This window comes from Ramlibacter tataouinensis (assembly GCF_027941915.1).
In the GTDB taxonomy this organism is placed as follows: Bacteria; Pseudomonadota; Gammaproteobacteria; order Burkholderiales; family Burkholderiaceae_C; genus Ramlibacter; species Ramlibacter tataouinensis_C.
This window is the reverse complement of the sequence record NZ_CP116009.1, coordinates 4385427-4405046: the sequence shown is the minus strand read 5'-3', so window position 1 is coordinate 4405046 and position 19620 is coordinate 4385427. Positions and strand designations below refer to the sequence as shown.

Below are 19620 nucleotides of genomic sequence, written 5' to 3'. Positions count from 1 at the left end.
TCAGCGGTTCGGTTGCGGCGTCAGGCGCAGGTAGGGCTTGACGGTGCGGTAGCCCTTGGGGAAGCGCTGGGCGATCTCGACCGGGTCCTGCAGGCTCGGGACGATGACGACGTCGTCGCCGTCCTGCCAGTTCACCGGCGTGGCCACCTTGTGGTTGTCGGTCAGTTGCAACGAGTCGATCACGCGCAGGATCTCGTCGAAGTTGCGGCCCGTGCTGGCCGGGTACGTGATGGTGGCCCGGATGGTCTTCTTCGGGTCGATGATGAAGACGCTGCGCACCGTCGCGTTGGCCAGCGAGTTGGGGTGGATCATGTCGTACAGCGTCGCCACCTTGCGGTCGGCGTCGGCCAGGATCGGGAAGTTGACGCTGCAGTTCTGGGTCTCGTTGATGTCCTTGACCCAGCCGTGGTGCGAGTCGATCGGGTCCACGCTGACCGCGATGGCCTTGGCGCCGCGCTTGGCGAATTCGCCCTGCAGCGCCGCGGTCTTGCCGAGTTCCGTGGTGCACACCGGCGTGAAGTCGGCCGGGTGCGAGAACAGCACCACCCACGAATCGCCGGCCCACTGGTGGAAGGAAATCGGGCCCTCGGTAGAGTCCTGCTGGAAGTCGGGGGCGGTATCGCCCAGTCGCAGCGTCGTCATGGCTTCTCCGTTCGCATAAGGGGAAGCTGAATTCTGGTGGTTGGGTTATGAAAACCCAACGAATCTCTGGTTGTATGCATATGCAGGAAGGTCAGACCAGCGGCCGCGCCTCCCGGGCCCCCTCCTGCAGCAGCGGCAGCAGCTCGCGCCCGAACGCCGGCTGCAGCACGCGCTCGCGCCGGGTCACCACGTTCAGTGCACCGACCACCACGCCCTCCAGGTTGCGCAGCGGCACGGCCCCGGCGTGCACGCCCAGCTCGTGCTCTTCGCTGGCCACGCACCAGTCCTGCTCGCGCACCTGCGCGATCAGCTGGCGCAGCTTCTTCGGCTCGACCACGGTATGGGCCGTCAGGCGCGGCAGCTCGCGCCCCTTGAGCCAGTCGGTGAAGTCGGCCCGCCGCTTGGCCGCCAGCAGCACCCGTCCGGTCGAGGTGGCATGGGCCGGCAGCCGGGCGCCCAGGTGCAGGCCATAGGCCAGCAGGCGGGTCGGCCCGCTGCGCGCCACGATCACCACCTGGTCGCCGTCGAGCACGACCACCGAGAAGGCCTCGCCCGTGCGCGCGGCCAGCCGGTCCAGGGTCGGCTGGACCGCCCGCGGCAGGCGGGCCGAGGCCAGGTAGCTGCCGGAAAAGCGCAGCACCTTGGGGGCCAGCCAGAACCAGCTGCCGTCGCTCTCCAGGTAGCCCAGGTGGGCCAGGGTCAGCAGGTGGCGGCGCGCCGCGGCCCGCGTCAGCCCGGCGCGCTGCGCCGCCAGCGTGGCGTTCAGGCGCTGGCGCTCGGTGTCGAAGCTCTCCAGCACGGCCATGCCCTTGGCCATGCCTTCGATGAAATCGGCGTGGGCGATCATGGCGGCGGGTCGAACGTTTGCGCGATCATCGCGCAGCGCGGGCAATGATCGCACAAAGGCGGGGCCCGCCCCCTGCCCCTGGCGCCCGCGCCGGCCTAAGCTGCGCCGGTTCCCTTGACAAATATCAGCCATGAAGAAAACCCAGGTCGCGATCATCGGCGCCGGCCCCTCGGGCCTGCTGCTCGGCCAGCTGCTGCACAAGGCCGGCATCGACAACATCATCCTCGAGCGCCACACCGGCGAGTACGTGCTGGGGCGCATCCGCGCCGGCATCCTGGAGCAGGTCTGCATCGACCTGATGGACGAGGCCGGGGTCGGTGCGCGCATGCACCGCGAAGGCCTGGTGCATGGCGGCATCGACCTGCTGTTCCAGGGCGAGCGGCACCGCATCGACATGAACCGCCTGACCGGCGGCAAGAACGTGATGGTGTACGGCCAGACCGAGCTGACGCGCGACCTGATGGACGCGCGCCGGGCCGAGGGGCTGGAGACGGTCTATGAAGCGCTGGACGTCGCTGTCCTCGACTACGACACCGCCCGGCCGCTCGTGACCTACACCAAGGACGGGCAGAAGCACGAGATCCAGTGCGACTTCATCGCCGGCTGCGACGGCTTCCACGGCGTGTGCCGCGCCTCGGTGCCGCGCTCGGCCATCCGCGAGTTCGAGAAGGTCTATCCCTTCGGCTGGCTCGGCGTGCTGTCCGACACCCCGCCGGTGCACGAGGAGCTGATCTACGTGAACAGCCCGCGCGGCTTCGCGCTGTGCTCCATGCGCAGCCACACCCGCAGCCGCTACTACCTGCAGGTGCCGCTGACCGACAAGGTGGAGGAGTGGTCCGACCAGGCCTTCTGGGACGAGCTGAAGCTGCGGCTGGACCCGCAGGCGCGCGAGCAGCTGGTCACCGGCCCCAGCATCGAGAAGAGCATCGCGCCTCTGCGCAGCTTCGTGACCGAGCCGCTGCGCTTCGGGCGCATGTTCCTGGCGGGCGATGCCGGCCACATCGTGCCGCCCACCGGCGCCAAGGGCCTGAACCTGGCGGCCACCGACGTCAAGTACCTGTCCGGCGCGTTGATCGAGTACTACCGCGACAAGAGCGAGGCCGGCATCGACAGCTACTCCGAGCGCTGCCTGCGCCGCATCTGGCGCGCCGAGCGCTTCTCCTGGTGGTTCACCAGCCTGATGCACCGTTTCCCCGACGGCGGCGAGATCGGCCAGAAGCTGCAGGAAGCCGAACTCGACTACCTGGTGCACAGCGAGGCCGGCTCGCGCACCATCGCCGAGAACTACGTCGGCTTGCCGCTGGACTTTGGCCGGGCGTGAGGCGCGGCGGCTCTGCTAGCCTCCCAGGCATGAGCCCCCCGCCCCGCCCCCTCGCCCAGGTCCGCATCCTCAGCCTCGCGCTCAACCTGCCCGGGCCCGCAGCCCTGATGCGCTGCCGGCGCATGGGCGCCGCCTGCACCAAGATCGAGCCGCCTTCGGGCGACCCGATGCGGCACTACAACCGCCGGGCCTACGACGAACTGCACGAGGGCGTGCGGGTGCTCGAGGCCGACCTGAAGACCGAAGCCGGCCAGGCCGTGGTGCAGCGCGAACTGGCCCAGGCCGACGTGCTGCTGACCTCGTTCCGGCCCTCGGCCATGAAGAAGCTGGGGCTGGACTGGCCGCAGCTGAGCGCGCGCCATCCCTCGCTGTGCCAGGTGGCGATCGTTGGCGGCCCCGGCGCCGGCGCCGAAATCCCGGGCCACGACCTGACCTACCTCGCCGAGAACGGACTGGTCACCGGCACCGACCTGCCCGCCACCCTGTTCGCCGACATGGGCGGCTCGCTGATGGCGAGCGAGGCGGTGCTGCAGGCGGCGCTGCTGCAGGCCGAGCGCTACGCCGGCTCGGGCGACGTGCATCCGAAGGGGCGCTACTTCGAAGTCGCGCTGGCCGATGCGGCCGGCTACCTGGCGCTGCCGCGGCACTGGGGCCTGACCCAGCCGAGTGGCGCGGTGGGCGGCGCGCATGCCGGCTACCGCGTGTACCCGTGCCGGGATGGCCGCGTGGCCGTGGCCGCGCTGGAGCCGCACTTCGCGGCCCGCCTGTGCGCGGCTGCCGGCGTGACCGCATCGGACATGCAGGCGATGTTCGCGCCGGCCACGCACGAGGCGATCGGCCGGTTCCTGGCCGGCAAGACGCGCGAAGAGCTGGACAAGCTGGCCGCGGAGCACGACCTTCCCTTGCACACGCTGGCGCCGGCGTAGCGGCGCGGGCGGCCAGTCGCATCGCAAGCGAACGCCAATGGGCAGGCGTACGGAATCCCACGTGCGCCTGCTTTAGCCAAAAGAGCGTGGAGGTCCGCACGCTGGACCTCGGATCCTTCGCGTCACACACCCGGCTCGTCGTCCCTCGCCGACCTGCCGTGGCACCCCCTGTCCAGGTTTTCCGCTTTTTCAGCCTTCGAGCCCCTCGCCGACCGCCGCCGCCGGCAGCAGCAGGTGCACCGTGGTGCCCTGGCCGGGTCGGCTGTCGATCTCGACGTCGCCGCCGAGCTGCTGCACCAGGGCGTACACCTGCGGCAGTCCCAGCCCGGTGCCGCCTTCGCCCTTGGTGGTGAAGAACGGCTCGAACGCCCGCTTGACCACCTCCTCCGGCATGCCGGGCCCATCGTCCTGCACGCTCAGGTCAATGAAGCGCTGGGCTGGCACCCGCCGCCGCCAGCGCCGCACGGCGCGGTCCAGGGCGTTGACGCGCACCACGATGCGGCCGCGCTGCTGCATCGCATCCCGCGCGTTGACCACCAGGTTGATCAGCGCCACCTCCAGCTGCACCCGGTCGACGCGCGCGGGCGCCGGCCCGCCCGGCAGCTCGAGGCCGATCTCGATCCCGCTGCCCGCCGCCTGCTGCAGCAACGGCAGCGCCGACCGCACGACCTCGTGCATGTCAGCGGCCGCGACCGTGAGGGGACGCTCGCGGGCGAACGACAGTAGCTGGCGCGTCATCTGCGTGCCATTACCGATCGCCCGTTCGGCCCGGGCGACGGCGGCAGCGGCCCGGCCATCCGGCTCGACGCTGCGCCGCACCAGCTCCAGGCTCCCGGAGACGATGCCCAGCAGGTTGCCCAGGTCGTGCGCGATGCTGCCTGTCAGCAGCCCCAGGGCTTGCATCTTCTCGCCCTGGATCTGGCGCTCGCGCAGACGCTGCCGCTGGGCCAGCGCGCTCAGGAACGCGCTGGCGGCCAGCGCCAGCGCCACTAACAGCAGCAGCAGCCCGGCGACGGCGACCATCGCGATCGACCGCCAGCGCGACAGCATCGCGCTCCTGTCGATGGCCAGGGTCACCACCAGCGGCACGCCCCGCACTTGGGCGTAGCTGAGCAGCCCATCGAAGGCATAAGGCTCGCTGTATCGGTCGAGGTACACGCCGGCCGGGCTGCGCGCCAGGTGCTGCGTAAACAGCGCGGTATGGGCATGGCTGCGGCCGATCTCGCCGGCCTGCTGCGGAAGTTGCGCCAGCAGTCGCCCATCGCGGTGGAACAGCGAGATGTGCCGGCCGCCCTGGGCCACGCCGACGCGCCGGTACAGGTCGCCGAAGTACTCCGTCCGGATGGCGGCCACGACGATGCCGCGGAACACCCGACCGTCGCCGATGCGGCGGGTGGAAGCGACGAACCAGGTGCCCCTCGAGCGGCTGCTGATCGTGGCCGAGAAGAAGCGTTCGAGCTGCGGGTCGCTCCTGTGGGCGATGAAGTAATCCCGATCGGCGAGCAAGACGTCGGGGGTCGTGGGGTAGTCGGTGTCGTGTTGGATGAAGCCGTCCGGACCGATCACGAACATGGACTGCACGTAGGGCATGCCGGCCAGCCGGCGCTGCATGTCGGCGCGCAGCCCTGGATCGTGGCGCGGCAGGCCATCGCCGGCCAGCTGGCCGGCGATGTCGGCCAGCGCGAGGTCCACCGCCTGCAAGGTGTTGACCGTGTGCGCTTCCATCAGCGCCGTCGTGGCCGTGGCGATGGCCGCTGTCTGCTCGAACTCCTGCTTGCGCTCGCGCCACAGGAGGGCCGCGACCAGCAGCGCCGCCAGCAGCCAGGCTGCGATCGCGGCGCCGATGACTAGGCGCCGCACGGGACGGCGCGCGGGCAGGCGGCCCGGCGCCTGCAGTTCCTGCGGCCCCAGCCATGGGCTCCCGACACGCGAACCCTGCGCGGCGTGGCCGGTGCCGCCGGCGGACCCGGTGTTGTCAACGCGGTCGGTCAAGTCAGGTCGTTCGGAGCGGGACCCGCATGGTGGGAGGCGGCCCCTTGGGCGGCCAGACCTGTTCCTTCTACTCTTCCGGGGGGATCTTGCCGCGCGCGGCCTCCAGCTCCCCGGGGCTGGACTCGACGTTCGGCCCGTCCGGATAGCTCTGCGGCCCCTTCGCGATGCCCGGCTTCGGCTGGCCGACCTTCACGCCGGCGGGCACCTCGGGGGCAGCCTGGTCGAGCAGGTCGGCGCCGCTCGGAGGCTGCTGCTGCGAGGCGTCCTCGCCCAGGGTCTTGTGGGTCGGGTCGCCCGCGTGGTTCTCGTTGCTGCCGTGGGCCGGGCCGCGGCCGATGCTGGTGCTGCTGCTCATGGGTTCTCCCGTCACGGTATCAAACCACTCTAGGAGTCCGCATTGGCCGTGGATGTAGGCCCGGGCCGATACCATGGCCCGCATGAGCGTCGCATCGCCTGATTCGCCCCACCCCGTCGCCAGGCCCGCCGAGGTGGTCCGGTTCTGGGCCGAGGCCGGCCCCGAGCGCTGGTTCCGCAAGGACGAGGCCTTCGACCGCGACTTCCGCGAGCGCTTCCTGCCCTCGCACGAGGCGGCCGCGCACGGCCGGCTGGCCGTCTGGGGCACCAGCGCCGAAGGCTCGCTGGCGCTGCTGGTGCTGCTGGACCAGTTCCCGCGCAACGCCTTCCGCGGCAGCGCGCGCATGTACGCGACGGACGCGCTGGCGCGCACGATCGCGCACCAGGCCGTGGCCGCCGGCCACGACCGCCAGGTGGCCGACCCCGGCCTGCGCAACTTCTTCTACCTGCCCTACATGCACTCGGAATGGCTGCCCGACCAGCTGCGCGCCGTGGCGCTGGCGCGCGGCACACCCTCCGAGCCGCACGCCTGCGAGCACCACGAGATCGTCGAGCGCTTCGGCCGCTTCCCGCACCGCAATGCGCTGCTGGGGCGGCCGAGCACGCGCGCCGAGTTGGACTTCCTGGCCGGGGGCGGCTTCGCCGGCTGACCCTCCCTCAGTGCGGCTGCACCGCCGCGCCCTGCACGCCGACGCTGAAGGCGCCCGCCTGCCGCACCAGCGCGGCGGCGCGCTCGGCCAGGGCGGCATCGGGCGTGCGCGCCACCAGCACGGTGGCGCCGCGCTCCATCGCCTCGGTGATGACGTCCACCTGGTGGTGGTTGACGGTGTTGCGCACCAGGTCGGCAAACACCTCGCCGAGCGCCTGCAGGAAGGATTCGCTGCCCTGCTTGCGCGCCTTCTCCACCTTCCTGAGCCGCTCCAGATCGTGCTCGATGTGGATGTCGTCGCGGGCGATGCCGTGCCGCGCGAGCTCGTGCAGGGCGAGTTGCGCGGCGTGGCGGTCGTCGAAGGCTGCGAGGATGGTCGGCATGCGAATCTCCTTCTGGCTCAGGCGGATCGGTCGTTGCGGCGCCCGGCCGGCGCCGATGGCGCGGGCGGCAGTTCCAGCCGCACCCACGCCGGCGCGTGGTCGCTCGCGTGCGGACGGCCACGCACCCAGGTGTCCACGCCGGCCTGCACCAGCGCGGGAGCCAGCGTTCGATGGAGCAGCAGATGGTCGATGCGCAGGCCGGCGTTGCGTTCCCAGTGCTGGCGAAAATAGTCCCAGAACGTGAAAACCGGCTCCTGCGGATGCAGGTGCCGGATCGCGTCGGTCCAGCCCTGACCCAGCAGCCGCTGGTAGGCCTCGCGGCTCTGCGGCTGCAGCAGCGCATCCTTGCGCCAGGAGCGCGGGTCGTAGATGTCGAAGTCGGTGGGCACCACGTTGTAGTCGCCCGCGATCACCACCGGGTGCTCGCCCGCGGCCAGCGCCTGCGCGTGCGCGATCAGCCGCTCGAACCAGGCCAGCTTGTAGTCGAACTTCGGTCCCGGCTGCGGGTTGCCATTGGGCAGGTACAGGCAGGCGACCACCACGCCGTCGACCGCGGCCTCCAGGTAGCGGCTCTGCCCGTCCTCGGCGTCGCCCGGCAGTTCGCGCCGGACCTCGACGGCCGGCTCGCGGCTGAGGATCGCGACGCCGTTCCACGAGCGCTGTCCCTTCCACAGCGCGTGGTAGCCCGCCTCGCGCAGGGCCGCCGCCGGGAACGCCTCGTCCAGCGCCTTGAGTTCCTGCAGGCAGGCGACCTCGGGCCGCTCGCGGTCCAGCCATTCCAGCAGGTTGGGCAGCCGGCTCTTGATGCCGTTGACGTTGTAGGTGGCGATCTTCATCGGCGGGTTGCGATGATGGCGCCGCCCTCCTTGCGCGGCCGTAGGACCGCGCCTTGAGGCAAGGCTGCGTCCTACTGCGCGCCCACGGGGTGCGTCCTAGATTTGCCGCGACTGCAGGAGAGACCCCATGGCTGATCCCAAGCAACCCCGCGAGAGCGCGCCGGCGGCGCTGGACGACATCCTGGGCGAGGCGGCCCGCAACGATGGCACGATGGAAGGGCTGGACCCGCGCGTCGGCGGCGACGGCACGCCGCGCGACCGATCCGACCTGCCGTGCAGCGAGCGCGGCCAGGTTGAAGGCGAAGCCCGGCCGGGCAAGGACGAGAACCAGGCCGGCTTCGTCAAGGACGCCGACAAGCGCTTCCAGCCTTGAGCCGGCCTGTCCGCCGGCCCTTGCGGGCGTTCAATCCCGCTTGACCTTGCTGCGCCGGAACGCCTCGGCGCCGCCGCTGCCGCCGCCATCGGGGAAGTCGTGCGGGTCGAGCCGGTTGCGGTGCGGGCCCTGCGGCGCCTCGATGATCGTGCTGGCGCTGTTGTCCCCAGGGTCGGGCCGGGCCGGCGGCGGCTCGGTGGCTGCGCTGCCGAGCCTGGTGCGCGTCGGGCGGGTGTCCTGGCGGCGGGTCCATCGCATGGCTTCGATGCTGCCGGCCCGCCGGCGCCCTGCCGTAGGCGGCGCCAGCGCGTACGTGTAGGAAGCCGCGGCAGAACTCGGGCCGCCCGCGCGGGCTCCAAATCCGCACGATGCGCTCCGTTCCGCTCGTGGCCGCCGTCCTGCTGGCCTGCTGCCCGCTGGCTGCATCGGCCGTGGATCCGCTCAAGTCGCCCGCATGCGGCCGCAGCCTGGCGGCGCTGCAGGCGGCGCGCGCCGCTGCCGGCGACATCGAATCGCTGCGGCGGCAGGCCACCCAGGCCTGCCTGGGCGGCAGCGGCGAGCCGCGCCGGCCCTCCCCCACGGCCCAGCCACCCGTGGTGGTACCGCCTCCGGTGATCGAGGTGCCCGCGCCGCCCGACGCCCCGGTGGACACGCCGCCCGCGCCGCCGCCGGTGACGATCGACCGGCCGCCGGTGCTCACGAGCTGCGACCTGGGCGGCTGCTGGACCAGCGACGGCACCCGCCTGAACCGGTCGGGTCCGCTGCTGATCGGGCCGGGCGGCGCCTGCGTGACCGCCGGTCCGGTCGTTCGCTGTCCCTGATCGGGGGCACGGGCAGTGGCGGCTGACAGCGATCGCAAGAACAGGCCTACGCACGCGCGGCGGTTCGCGTGGCGCAATGGGCGGGTTGCGCCAGCACAGGAGCCCATCCATGGGAAAGAAGATCGTGACCGAGGCCGACCGCCGCGCCACCCCGCCGCCGCCCGCCAGCGCCGGCTACATCCCGCCCAAGAAGGGCCTCGGCCAGAAGGTCAGCCTGGAACGCGGCACGAGCACGCGCAACAAGAAGAATCCCGGCAAGCGGCCGCACCAGGGCGGCTGAAACCTCGCAGCGAGAAGGAGACCCCATGAAACTGGACATCTACCGCCGGCCGGAGCCGCAGCACAAGCTTTCCTTCATGGCCGTGCCGGCGGGCCAGATGGTCCCGCAGGAAGTCACCAACGTGGACTGGCGGGTCGTCGCCAACAACCTGGAGCTGGACGCCGAGTCGGCGTGCATCACCGAGTACCAGATCCAGCACCCCGGACGCCAGATCCGCGAGAAGGGCTACGCCATCACCAGCGTGTTGCACCAGCTGGAAGCGAGCGACTGAAGCTGGCCATTCCCGCGAAGGCGGGAATCCACCGCAACGCGGACGCATGCGCCGCAGGCGCGTTGCGCTGGCTCCTGCGCCTGCGAGAGGGACGACAAGCCCTCAGCCCTGTGCCGGTGCCATCGCCGCCCGCGACCGCCGGGCGCGGATCGCCCACTTCTCCAGCTCCGCCAGCGCGAACACGAGCAGGCCGGCGGCCAGCACCCGGGCCCATTGCTGCAGGTCGAGCGCGGTGGAGGCAAACACCCGCTGCAGCAGCGGCAGGTAGGTGAAGGCCAGTTGCAGCGCCACGCAGGCGGCGATGGTGAGCCAGACCATGGGGTTGCCTCGCCCGGCGCCAGGCGAGAAGGCGGGCGCGAGGATCGACCGGCTGTTCAGCAGGTACAGCATCTCGGCCGCCACCACGGCGTTGACGGCGATGGTGCGCGCGGTGTCCAGCGGCGTGCCCCTGTGCAGCTCCAGCAGGAACAGCCCCAGCGTGGCGGCCATCATCAGCACCGACACGAACAGCACGCGCCAGACGAAGAAGCCCGACAGCAGGCGTTCCGACGGCGGCCGCGGCGGCCGCGCCATCAGGCCGGGCTCGGCCGGCTCGAAGGCCAGCGCCAGGCCCAGCGTGCTGGAGGTCACCATGTTGATCCAGAGCACCTGCGCCGGCGTCAGCGGCAGCGTCAGGCCGAACAGGATGGCCGACACCACCACCAGCGCCTCGCCGCCGTTGGTCGGCAGCATGAACAGGATGAACTTGCGGATGTTGTCGTAGACCCCGCGCCCTTCCCGCACGGCCGTCGCCAGCGTGGCGAAGTTGTCGTCGGCCAGCACGATGTCGGCCGCCTCCTTGGCGGCCTCGGTGCCCTTCAGGCCCATGGCCACGCCGACGTCGGCGCGCTTGAGCGCCGGCGCATCGTTGACCCCGTCGCCGGTCATAGCGACCACCGCACCGCGCGCCTGCAACGCCTGCACCAGCCGCAGCTTGTGCTCGGGCGAGGCACGGGCGAACACATCGATGTCCCAGGCGATGCGCCGCAGCGCGGCATCGTCCATAAGCGCGATCTCGGAACCGGTGACCGCCGGCTTGCCCAGGCCGAGGCCCAGCTGGGCGCCGATCGCCTTGGCGGTCTCGGCATGGTCGCCGGTGATCATCTTGACGCGGATGCCGGCACGGTGGCACTCGCGCACCGCCTGCGCCGCCTCCTCGCGCGGCGGATCGATGATGCCCACCAGCCCCAGCATCACGTAGCCGCTGCGCACGTCGTCCCAGCCCAGCCGCGCGCCGGCCGGCGCCGCCGGCTTGCAGGCCAGCGCCAGCACCCGCAGGCCCTGGGCGGCGGTGTCGGTGGCCATGCGGCGCCACCAGTCGACGTCGACCGGAAGCTCCCCATGCGCGCGCCACTCGGTCGCGCACAGGTCGATGACGCGCTCGGGCGCGCCCTTGACCAGGATCCAGGGCGCGCCCGCGGGGTCGCGGTGCCAGGTCGCCATCAGCCGGTGCTCGGACTCGAACGGGATCGCGTCCAGCCGCGGCCAGCCCGCTGCGCCCGACTCGCCGGCCAGGCCGGCCTTGCGTGCCAGCACCAGCAGCGCTCCCTCGGTCGGGTCGCCATCGACCCGCCAGATGCCCTCGGCCTCGTGCAGCGTCGCGTCGTTGCACAACAGCCCGGTGCGCACCGCCATGGCCAGCGCCGGGTTGGCGCTGGCATCGACGTGGCGGCCGTCGCGGCTGAGGTTGCCCACCGGCGCATAGCCGATGCCGCCGACGTCGACCACGTGGCCGCCGCACACCAGCCGCTGCACCGTCATCTCGTTGCGCGTCAGCGTGCCGGTCTTGTCGGTGCAGATCACGCTGACCGACCCCAGCGCCTCCACGGCCGGCAAGCGGCGCACGATGGCCTTGCGCCTTGCCATGCGCTGCACGCCCAGTGCCAGCGTGATGGTCATCACGGCCGGCAGGCCTTCGGGGATGGCCGAGGCCGCCAGCGCCACCACCATCATGAACATCTCGGCCGGCGGATGGCCCAGCGCGGCGGTGCCCAGCAGCCAGGTGCCCGCTGCCAGCAGCAGGATGGCTCCGGCCAGCAGCTGGCCGAAGCGCGCCATCTGCCGCATCAACGGCGTGGCCAGGCTGGCGACCGCGCCCACCATGCGGTTGATGTGGCCCAGCTCGGTGGCGGCGCCGGTGGCGACCACCACGCCGCGCGCCGTGCCGGACACCACCAGCGTGCCCGAGTACGCCATGCCGAAGCGCTCGGCCAGCGGCGCATCGGGGGCCGCCGCCGCGGTGTCCTTCTCGGCCGGCACCGACTCGCCGGTCAGCGCCGATTCGTCCACCCGCAGCTCACGCGCCTCCAGCAGCCGCAGGTCGGCCGGGACGCGGTCACCGGAGGCCAGGAACACGATGTCGCCGGGCACCAGCTGCGCCGCCTCGATCTCGCGCCGCTGGCCGTCGCGCCGCACGACCGCCCGCGGCGCCAGCAGCGAGCGGATCGCATCCATCGCCGACTCGGCCTTGCCCTCCTGCACGAAGCCGATCAGCGCATTGACCACCACCGCCCCCAGCAGCACCGCAGTGTCGACCCCGTGGCCGAGCACGGCCGTGATGGCGGCGGCGGCCACCATGATGTACAGCAGGATGTTGTGGAACTGCCGCAGCAGGCGCAGCACCGGCCCGCGCCGGCGGGCCGGCGCCAGCCGGTTGGGGCCGTGGCGGGCCAGCCGCTCGCGCGCCTGCCGGCTGTCCAGCCCGTGGGCGCCGGCCGCCAGCGCCTGCAAGGCCTGGTCGGCACCGAGGCTGTGCCAGGCGGGCGCTGCGGCGCCGGCGTCCGGCGGGTCGACCGCGCAACCCGCCGTTGCCATCAGCCCTGCGCGCTGCGCGGCACCACCAGCACGTCGGCCTGCGCGTGCTCCAGCGCCCAGACCGTGACGCTGCCCAGGAACAGGTCGCCCAGGCGCGACTGCCCCTGCTTGCCGAGCGCGATCAGGTCGCAACCGCGGTCGCGGGCGACCTCCAGCATGACCATGCGGATGTCGCCCGGGCAGACGGTGGCGCTGGCCCGGGCGCCGGGACCCAGGTCGGCCACCAGGGCGTCCATGCCGGCCTGCGCCTCCCAGCGGCGCTGCTCGCGGTGGGCGGCGATCGCCTCGTCGCTCACGCCGGCGGTCAGCAGCTTGCCTTCCTCCGCCAGGTCGTAGGCATGCAGCAGGTGCAGCGCGGCCGCCGGCGCGACGCGCTGGGCGGCACGCACGGCTTCGCGCGAGGCGTCGGAGTAATCGACCGGCACCAGCACCTGCCGATATTCGGCGGCGGGTTCGTTGCGCACCACCAGCAGCGGGCGCTCGGCGCTGCGCGACAGGCGGTCGGCCAGCGTGCCCAGCGCCAGGTCGCGCGGGGCGTGGCTGCCGTGCGCGCCGATCACCAGCAGGTCCGCGGTGCGGGCCTGTCCCAGCAATTGCTGCAGCGGATCGCCCTCGCGCAGGTCCTGGTGCACGGCCCTCGCATGCCCTTCGTCCAGCAGCTGCTGGGCCTGGACGGCGAGCTGGATGCGGGCCTGCTCGAGCACCGCCGGCTTCAGTTCGCGCCGGCTGGCCAGCAGGTCGCGCAGGGCCAGCCAGCCGCCGGCATCGACCACGTGCAGCAGGCCCAGTGCGGCGCCCTGGGACGCCGCGATGCGGGCGGCGCGCCGGGCGGCCAGCCGGCTGTCGGGCGAGAAGTCGGTGGCGGCGAGCACGAGCTGAAGGGCATCCATGTCACGTTCTCCTGGTGGAAGGCCGCGCGGCCGGGCCGTGCCTGCCGCAGGGGGATTCGACGCGTTGCCGGCGCCAACGTTCGGCGTGCCGGCACCGCGCGTGCATCAGGTCGCGTCGTCCTGCGGGCCCAGCGGCGGCGGCAGCCCGGTGGCGCCGGCCTGGCGCTCGCGGAACAGGGCAGCGCGCGCCAGCAGCACGGTGGCGACCGGCGCCGTGATCGACAGCAGGATGATGATCACCCAGGCCTGCAGCGACAGCCGGTGTTCGCTGAAGCTGAAGTACAGCATGGAGGCGAACGCGACCGCCCAGCTGCCCAGGGTGTAGGCCAGCGCCGGCGCGTGCATGCGCTGGAAGTAGTCCTGCAGCCGCCACAGGCCGAGCGCGCCGACCAGCGTGACCAGGCCGCTGGCCAGCAGCAGCAGCGCGACGACGGTCTCGACCAGCAGCATCATTCGATCACCTCGCCGCGCAGCAGGAACTTGGCCATGGCGGCCGAACTCGCAAAGCCGAACAGCGCCATCAGCAGCGCGGCCTCGAAGTACATGCTGCTGTCGTAGCGGATCGCCAGCACCAGCACCACCAGCGTCGCCACCACGTAGATGAAATCCAGCGCCAGCACCCGGTCCTGGGCGCGCGGTCCGCGGGCCAGTCGCAGCGTGGCCACGATGATGGCCAGGGCGTAGAGGACCAGGGTGGCGCCGACCGCCAGCGTGAACAGGGTGCTCATCCGAAGATCTCCTTGAGCGGGCGCTCGTAGCGGCGCTTGTAGTGCTCGATGAATTCGGCTTCGCCGGCCAGGTCGAACACGTGCAGCCGCAGCGTGCTGCTGTCGGGCGCCAGTTCCGACCACACCGTGCCCGGCACCACGGTGGTGATCATCGCCAGCGCCGCCAGCCCGAACGGGTCGCGCAGTTCGAGCGGGATGTCGACGAAGCTGCCGCGCGGCGGCTGGCGCCGCGAGCGCAGGATGCCGTGCCCCACGTCCAGCGCCGACTGCACCACGTCGTGGCCCACCACGAGGATCAGCCGGGCCAGCACCAGCGGCTTGCGCAGGCGGCCGGCCGCCGGCTTGAGCGGCGCCACCAGCACCGGCACCGCCAGCCCGATCACGCCGCCCAGGATCAGGTGGCCCGGGCTGGCGCTGCCGTTGAGCACCAGCCACATCACCCACAGCGCGGCCGACAGGATGAGCGAGGGAAACCAGCGCCTCACGGCCCGTCCTCCCCGTCGCGCGCGGGCCGTGCCAGCGAATCGGTCCGCTGCACCGGCCGTGCCGACTGCACCGCCGAGATGTAGCGTTGCGGCTCGTGCAGGTCGGCCGCCGTCGCCTGCATGTAGGCCAGCGCGGGTTCGGCGCGCAGCACCAGCACGATGGTGCCGCCCAGCAGCAGCGCCACCGGCAGCGCCTCGGTCAGGCGCAGCTGCGGCGGCCGCCGCCCCTGCGGCGCCCACAGGTGGCCGATGAAGGCACGCGTCAGCGCGATGGCGGCGAACAGGCCGGAGACGAACAGCAGCCCGAACAGGGTCCAGCGCGCGGCCGGCCCCGAGGCCTCGGTCGGCCCGCTCTCCAGCAGCGCCGACAGCATGGCCACCTTGCCGACGAAGCCGGACAGCGGCGGCAGGCCGGCCAGCGCCAGCGTGCACAGCAGGAAGGCCAGGCTCAGGAAGGCGACGGCGGCGGGCATCACGCGGCCGATCAGCGCCACCTGCTCGTCGTCCAGGTTGACGTCCTGCGGCGGCTCGGCGCCGAACATCGGCAGCCGGCCCACCACGTTGTCGGCGCGCGGCGGGTCCACCTCGGCCTCGCGCGCCCGCTCGACCAGTTCGGCCAGCAGGAACATCGCCGCGCCCGCCAGCACCGAGCTGGACAGGTAGAACAGCGCGCCCCCCGTCAGCGTGGGCCGGTCGAAGCCGATCGCGGCCATCACCGTGCCGGCCGAGGCGATGATCGAATAGCCGGCCAGGCGGCCGAGCTGCTGCGAGGCCAGCATGCCGAAGGCGCCGAAGCCGATCGTGACCAGCCCGCCCCAGACCAGCACGTTGCCGCCGAAGTGCGCCGATTCGCCGGCGCCGGCCGGAAAGCACAGCGTCCACAGCCGCAGCACCGCGTACACCCCGACCTTGGTGAGGATGGCGAACATCGCCGCCGCCGGCGCGCTGGCGGCCGAATAGGCCGGCGGCAGCCAGAAGTTGAGCGGCCACTGCGCCGCCTTGGCCAGGAAGGCCATCGCCAGCAGCGCGGCGCCGGCATGCAGCAGGCCGCGGTCGGTGTCCGGCACCGCCGGCAGCTTGGCGGCGATGTCGGCCATGTTGAGCGTGCCGGTCACGCCGTAGATCAGCGCCACCCCGAGCAGGAACAGCAGCGAGGCCAGCAGGTTGACGGCGATGTAGTGCAGCCCGGCGCGCACCCGCAGGCCGCCGCCGCCGTGCAGCAGCAGCCCGTACGACGCCGCCAGCAGCACCTCGAAGAACACGAACAGGTTGAACAGGTCGCCGGTGAGGAAGGCCCCGTTCAGCCCCATCAGCTGCAACTGCAGCAGCGGGTGGAACCAGACGCCGGCGCGGTGCCAGCGCGCCAGCGAGAACAGCAGTGCGGCCAGCCCGGCGCAGGCGGCCAGCACCAGCAGCAGGCCCGACAGGCGGTCCAGCACCAGCACGATGCCGTAGGGCACCGGCCAGTTGCCGGGCAGGTAGACGCCGAACACGCCGGGCTGGCCGCCCGCGTGCACCCAGCCGAGCAGCCACGCGGCCAGCGCCAGGCTGGCCATCATCGAGACGATGTTGAGCCCGGCCTTGATCATCCAGCGGCGCTCGCCGATGGCCACCATCAGCGCCGCCGTCAGCAGCGGCAGCAGGATCGGCGCGGCAACCAGGTGGGCCTGGGTCAGGCCGAAAATCATGGCCGCTCCTCCTGCCCGTCCACGTGGTCGGTGTCCGTCAGGCCGCGCAGCGCCAGCAGCACCACCAGGAACAGCGCGGTGGTGGCGAAGCCGATCACGATGGCGGTGAGCACCAGCGACTGCGGCAGGGGATCGGTGTAGTTGACCAGGTCGGCCGCCAGCCCGGGCTTGACGATCGGCTCGTTGGCCTCGGACAGGCTGCCCACCGCGAAGATGAACAGGTTGGTGGCATAGGACAGCAGCGACAGGCCGATCAGCACCTGGTAGCTGCGCGGCCGCAGCACCAGCCAGACCCCGGCCGAGACCAGCACCCCGATGGCGAGCGAGACCACGACTTCCATCAGGCGGCCTCCTCGGCCTTGACGGCGGTGCGCAGCGGACGGCGCCGGGCACGCAGCGACTGGTGCGCCAACGCCGTCAGCATCAGCAGGGTCGAGCCGACCACCACCGCCAGCACGCCGAGGTCGAACAGGGTCGCGCTCGGGAAGTGCACCTCGCCGATCACCGGCAGCTCGACGTGGGCGGTGTGCGTGGTCAGGAACGGATGGTCGAAGGCCAGCGACCCGAGCCCGGTGGCGACCGCGAGCACCAGGCCCCAGGCGATCCAGCGCGGCGGCCGCAGGTTGACCCGCTCTTCCACCCACTGGGTGCCGCCCACCATGTACTGGACGATGAAGGCGATCGCGATCACCAGGCCGGCGACGAAGCCGCCGCCCGGCTGGTTGTGGCCGCGCAGGAACAGGTGCACCGCCACCACGATGGCGAGCGGCAGCACCAGCCGCACCAGCACCGCCGGCACCATCATGTAGCCGTGCGGGTTCGCTTCCTCTTCCTCCTCCGGCACAACCGCGCCCTGCGGCCGCAGCAGGTCGGTCGACGGCACCCCGCGCAAGGCGCGCTGCTGCGGCGGCAGCTCGATCACCTCGCGCGGCGGCCGGAACCGGCGCAGCAGCGCGAACACGGTCAGGCCGACGATGCCCAGCACGGTGATCTCGCCCAGCGTGTCGAAGGCGCGGAAGTCCACCAGCATCACGTTGACCACGTTGGTGCCGCCGCCCTCGGGCAGCGCCTTGTCCAGGAAGAACGGCGAGATGCTCTGCGGCGCGCTGCGCGTGAGCATCGCGTACGACAGCGCCGCCAACCCGGCGCCGGCCAGCACCGCCAGCACGAAGTCGCGCCGGCGCCGCCACTGCGCGCGCAGGCGGGTGCTGGGGTCGTCCTGCGCGATCCGCTTGGGCATCCAGCGCAGGCCGAGCAGGAACAGCACGGCGGTGACCGCTTCCACCGCCAGCTGGGTCAGCGCCAGGTCGGGCGCCGAGAACCAGGCAAAGGTCAGGCACAGCACGATGCCCACCAGGCTGAGCAGGATCAGCGCCACCAGCCGGTGGAACTTGGCCTGCCAGGCGGCCCCCACGGCGGCGGCGGCCCCGACGGCCCACAGCAGCACGAACTCCGGCGTGGCCGGCACCCGCTCGCGCTGGCCCCACTCCAGCGGCACCAGCAGCGTCGAGCCGAGGCCGGCGGCGCCGGCGATCACCAGCATCCACAGCACCTGGGTCTGCAGGTGGGGGCTGCTGGTGATGCGCATCGAGCGCCGCGCCGCGCGGGTGAGCTGGGCCAGCACCACCTCGAACAGGCGCTTGCCGTCGAGCGCGCCGATCAGCGGCGTGCTGCGCGCGGTGCGCTGCTTGAGGCGCTCGCCGAACACCCGGTACAGCAGCATCCCGCCCAGCAGGGCCAGCAGGCTCATCGCCAGCGGCGTGGTGAAGCCGTGCCAGATCGCCAGGCTGAAGGCCGGCAGCTTGCCGCCCACCACCGGATCGGCGGCGGCGCGCAGCACGTCGCCGATCGCCCAGTTGGGCACGATGCCCACCAGCAGGCAGGCCAGCACCAGCAAGGCGATCGGCGCGCGCATCCAGCGCACCGGCTCTTCCGGCACCCGCGGGCAGTTGACCGGCGGCGGGCCGAAGAACACGTCGTGGCCGAAGCGCAGCGAATAGACGACGGCGAAGATGCCGTACAGCGTGGCGACGATCGGCAGCCCGTGCTCGAGCCAGGGCTGGCCCTGGACGAACACGGTCTCGGCAAAGAACATCTCCTTGGACAGGAAGCCGTTGAGCAGCGGCACGCCGGCCATGGCGGCGCAGGCCACCATGGCCAGCCGGGCGGTGCTCGGCATGTAGCGGTACAGGCCGTCGAGCCGGCGCATGTCACGGGTGCCGGTCTCGTGGTCGATGATGCCCACCGCCATGAACAGCGACGCCTTGAAGGTCGCATGGTTCATCATGTGGAACACCGCCGCCACCGCCGCCAGCGGGCTGTTCAGGCCCAGCAGCAGGGTGATCAGCCCGAGGTGGCTGATGGTGGAGTAGGCCAGCAGTCCCTTCAGGTCGTTCTGGAACATGGCGGCGTAGGCGCCCAGCAGCAGGCTGGTGACGCCGGCACCGCCGACGATCCAGAACCAGGCGTCGGTGCCGGCCAGCACCGGCCACAGCCGCGCCATCAGGAACACGCCGGCCTTCACCATGGTGGCCGAGTGCAGGTAGGCCGACACTGGCGTGGGCGCCGCCATCGCATGCGGCAGCCAGAAGTGGAAGGGGAACTGCGCGCTCTTGGTCAGCGCGCCCAGCAGCACCAGCACGACCGCATAGGGGTAGAACTCGTGGCCGCGGATGCGCTCGCCGGCCAGCAGCACCGCGTCGAGCTCGTAGCTGCCGACGATGTGCCCGATCAGCATCACGCCGGCCAGCAGCGCCAGCCCGCCGGTGGCGGTGACCACGAAGGCGATGCGCGCGCCGCGCCGCGCCTCCTTGCGGTGGTGCCAGTAGCCGATCAGCAGGAACGAGAACAGGCTGGTGAGCTCCCAGAACACCACCAGCTGGATCAGGTTGCCCGAGAGCACCACGCCGAGCATGGAGCCCATGAAGCCGAGCAGCAGTGAATAGAAGCGCGCCGCCGGATCGTCGGCCGACAGGTAGTAGCGCGCATAGACCACCACCAGCGCGCCGATCACCGTGACCAGCATCGCGAACATCCAGGCGAAGCCGTCGACGCGGATCAGCAGGTCCAGCCCGAGGCTGGGCAGCCACTCGATGCGCTGGCTGACCACCCCGCCACCGGCCACGTCGGGAAACAGCAGCGCGAGCGGCACCGCCGTGGCGAGCGCGACGACGGCGGCCAGCAGCGACTCCTGGTTGCGGGCGCGCGTGGGCAGCACGGCAGCCAGCGCGCTGCCAACGAACGGAAGAAGAAGCACCCACCCCAAGGACATCCACTCGAGT

At 72.0% G+C, this 19620-nt stretch carries 22 protein-coding genes; 7 read left to right on the top strand and 15 right to left on the bottom strand.

The annotated features are described in order from the left end of the window. Nucleotides 1-642: a peroxiredoxin gene (locus tag PE066_RS21160; RefSeq protein WP_271234487.1), complete on the bottom strand. Its 642-nt coding sequence runs from the start codon at nucleotides 640-642 to the stop codon at nucleotides 1-3. A gap of 91 nt (nucleotides 643-733) precedes the next feature. Further along, nucleotides 734-1489 (bottom strand): IclR family transcriptional regulator domain-containing protein, encoded by a 756-nt coding sequence (locus tag PE066_RS21155; protein WP_271234486.1) that lies wholly within the window; start codon nucleotides 1487-1489, stop codon nucleotides 734-736. 130 nt (nucleotides 1490-1619) lie between these two features. Between PE066_RS21155 and pobA the strand changes: the two genes are divergently transcribed. Both pobA and PE066_RS21145 read left to right on the top strand, forming a co-directional pair. Continuing rightward, nucleotides 1620-2810, top strand: a complete 1191-nt coding sequence (pobA, locus tag PE066_RS21150; protein WP_271234485.1) for a 4-hydroxybenzoate 3-monooxygenase — start codon at nucleotides 1620-1622, stop codon at nucleotides 2808-2810. Nucleotides 2811-2839: 29 nt separating this feature from the next. Further along, on the top strand, nucleotides 2840-3736 hold the full coding sequence (locus tag PE066_RS21145; protein WP_271234484.1) for a CoA transferase: 897 nt from the start codon (nucleotides 2840-2842) through the stop codon (nucleotides 3734-3736). A gap of 189 nt (nucleotides 3737-3925) precedes the next feature. Here PE066_RS21145 and PE066_RS21140 read toward each other — a convergent pair whose 3' ends face one another. Together PE066_RS21140 and PE066_RS21135 are read right to left on the bottom strand one after the other, a co-directional pair. Then, nucleotides 3926-5728: a sensor histidine kinase gene (locus PE066_RS21140; RefSeq protein ID WP_271234483.1), complete on the bottom strand. Its 1803-nt coding sequence runs from the start codon at nucleotides 5726-5728 to the stop codon at nucleotides 3926-3928. A gap of 67 nt (nucleotides 5729-5795) precedes the next feature. After that, nucleotides 5796-6083, bottom strand: a complete 288-nt coding sequence (locus tag PE066_RS21135) for a hypothetical protein (RefSeq protein WP_271234482.1) — start codon at nucleotides 6081-6083, stop codon at nucleotides 5796-5798. Nucleotides 6084-6165: 82 nt separating this feature from the next. Between PE066_RS21135 and PE066_RS21130 the strand changes: the two genes are divergently transcribed. Further along, the gene (locus PE066_RS21130; protein WP_271234481.1) at nucleotides 6166-6732 is read left to right on the top strand and encodes a DUF924 family protein; all 567 of its coding nucleotides are present in this window, start codon (nucleotides 6166-6168) and stop codon (nucleotides 6730-6732) included. Between the two features lie 7 nt (nucleotides 6733-6739). Here PE066_RS21130 and PE066_RS21125 read toward each other — a convergent pair whose 3' ends face one another. Both PE066_RS21125 and PE066_RS21120 read right to left on the bottom strand, forming a co-directional pair. Then, on the bottom strand, nucleotides 6740-7114 hold the full coding sequence (locus PE066_RS21125; RefSeq protein ID WP_271234480.1) for a hypothetical protein: 375 nt from the start codon (nucleotides 7112-7114) through the stop codon (nucleotides 6740-6742). Nucleotides 7115-7131: 17 nt separating this feature from the next. Further along, on the bottom strand, nucleotides 7132-7950 hold the full coding sequence (locus PE066_RS21120) for an exodeoxyribonuclease III (RefSeq protein WP_271234479.1): 819 nt from the start codon (nucleotides 7948-7950) through the stop codon (nucleotides 7132-7134). A 127-nt stretch (nucleotides 7951-8077) separates the two neighbouring features. On the opposite strand from PE066_RS21120, the gene PE066_RS21115 reads away from it, so the two are divergent. Next, on the top strand, nucleotides 8078-8323 hold the full coding sequence (locus PE066_RS21115) for a hypothetical protein (protein ID WP_271234478.1): 246 nt from the start codon (nucleotides 8078-8080) through the stop codon (nucleotides 8321-8323). 30 nt (nucleotides 8324-8353) lie between these two features. Here PE066_RS21115 and PE066_RS21110 read toward each other — a convergent pair whose 3' ends face one another. Continuing rightward, nucleotides 8354-8581, bottom strand: coding sequence for a hypothetical protein (locus tag PE066_RS21110; protein ID WP_271234477.1), 228 nt, complete (start codon nucleotides 8579-8581; stop codon nucleotides 8354-8356). A 110-nt stretch (nucleotides 8582-8691) separates the two neighbouring features. On the opposite strand from PE066_RS21110, the gene PE066_RS21105 reads away from it, so the two are divergent. The 3 genes from PE066_RS21105 (at nucleotide 8692) to PE066_RS21095 (ending at nucleotide 9695) form a co-directional block, all read left to right on the top strand. After that, nucleotides 8692-9144 carry a hypothetical protein gene (locus PE066_RS21105; protein ID WP_271234476.1) on the top strand — a complete coding sequence of 151 codons (453 nt, stop codon included), beginning with the start codon at nucleotides 8692-8694 and terminating at the stop codon, nucleotides 9142-9144. 109 nt (nucleotides 9145-9253) lie between these two features. Beyond that, complete coding sequence (locus PE066_RS21100; protein ID WP_271234475.1) at nucleotides 9254-9424, top strand: hypothetical protein; 171 nt, start codon at nucleotides 9254-9256, stop codon at nucleotides 9422-9424. A gap of 25 nt (nucleotides 9425-9449) precedes the next feature. After that, on the top strand, nucleotides 9450-9695 hold the full coding sequence (locus tag PE066_RS21095) for a DUF6139 family protein (protein WP_271234474.1): 246 nt from the start codon (nucleotides 9450-9452) through the stop codon (nucleotides 9693-9695). A 102-nt stretch (nucleotides 9696-9797) separates the two neighbouring features. On the opposite strand, the gene PE066_RS21090 is transcribed toward PE066_RS21095, so the two are convergent. The 8 genes from PE066_RS21090 to PE066_RS21055 all read right to left on the bottom strand — a co-directional run bounded on the left by PE066_RS21090 (nucleotide 9798) and on the right by PE066_RS21055 (nucleotide 19610). Next, the gene (locus tag PE066_RS21090) at nucleotides 9798-12548 is read right to left on the bottom strand and encodes a cation-transporting P-type ATPase (protein ID WP_271234473.1); all 2751 of its coding nucleotides are present in this window, start codon (nucleotides 12546-12548) and stop codon (nucleotides 9798-9800) included. Continuing rightward, a complete protein-coding gene (locus PE066_RS21085; RefSeq protein ID WP_271234472.1) occupies nucleotides 12548-13438 on the bottom strand; it encodes a universal stress protein in 891 nt (296 codons plus the stop codon). Before PE066_RS21085 ends, PE066_RS21090 begins: the two co-directional genes overlap by 1 nt. 105 nt (nucleotides 13439-13543) lie before the next feature. Continuing rightward, nucleotides 13544-13891, bottom strand: a complete 348-nt coding sequence (locus PE066_RS21080) for a Na+/H+ antiporter subunit G (RefSeq protein ID WP_271234471.1) — start codon at nucleotides 13889-13891, stop codon at nucleotides 13544-13546. Continuing rightward, entirely contained in the window at nucleotides 13888-14166 is a 279-nt protein-coding gene (locus PE066_RS21075) for a K+/H+ antiporter subunit F (RefSeq protein ID WP_271234470.1), read from the bottom strand. The genes PE066_RS21080 and PE066_RS21075 overlap by 4 nt, the downstream gene beginning before the upstream one ends. After that, the gene (locus PE066_RS21070; RefSeq protein WP_271234469.1) at nucleotides 14163-14651 is read right to left on the bottom strand and encodes a Na+/H+ antiporter subunit E; all 489 of its coding nucleotides are present in this window, start codon (nucleotides 14649-14651) and stop codon (nucleotides 14163-14165) included. The genes PE066_RS21075 and PE066_RS21070 overlap by 4 nt, the downstream gene beginning before the upstream one ends. Beyond that, nucleotides 14648-16339: a monovalent cation/H+ antiporter subunit D gene (locus PE066_RS21065; protein ID WP_271234468.1), complete on the bottom strand. Its 1692-nt coding sequence runs from the start codon at nucleotides 16337-16339 to the stop codon at nucleotides 14648-14650. Before PE066_RS21065 ends, PE066_RS21070 begins: the two co-directional genes overlap by 4 nt. Next, on the bottom strand, nucleotides 16336-16680 hold the full coding sequence (locus PE066_RS21060; RefSeq protein ID WP_271234467.1) for a Na+/H+ antiporter subunit C: 345 nt from the start codon (nucleotides 16678-16680) through the stop codon (nucleotides 16336-16338). Before PE066_RS21060 ends, PE066_RS21065 begins: the two co-directional genes overlap by 4 nt. Further along, a complete protein-coding gene (locus tag PE066_RS21055; RefSeq protein ID WP_271234466.1) occupies nucleotides 16680-19610 on the bottom strand; it encodes a monovalent cation/H+ antiporter subunit A in 2931 nt (976 codons plus the stop codon). Before PE066_RS21055 ends, PE066_RS21060 begins: the two co-directional genes overlap by 1 nt. Nucleotides 19611-19620 lie beyond the last annotated feature (10 nt).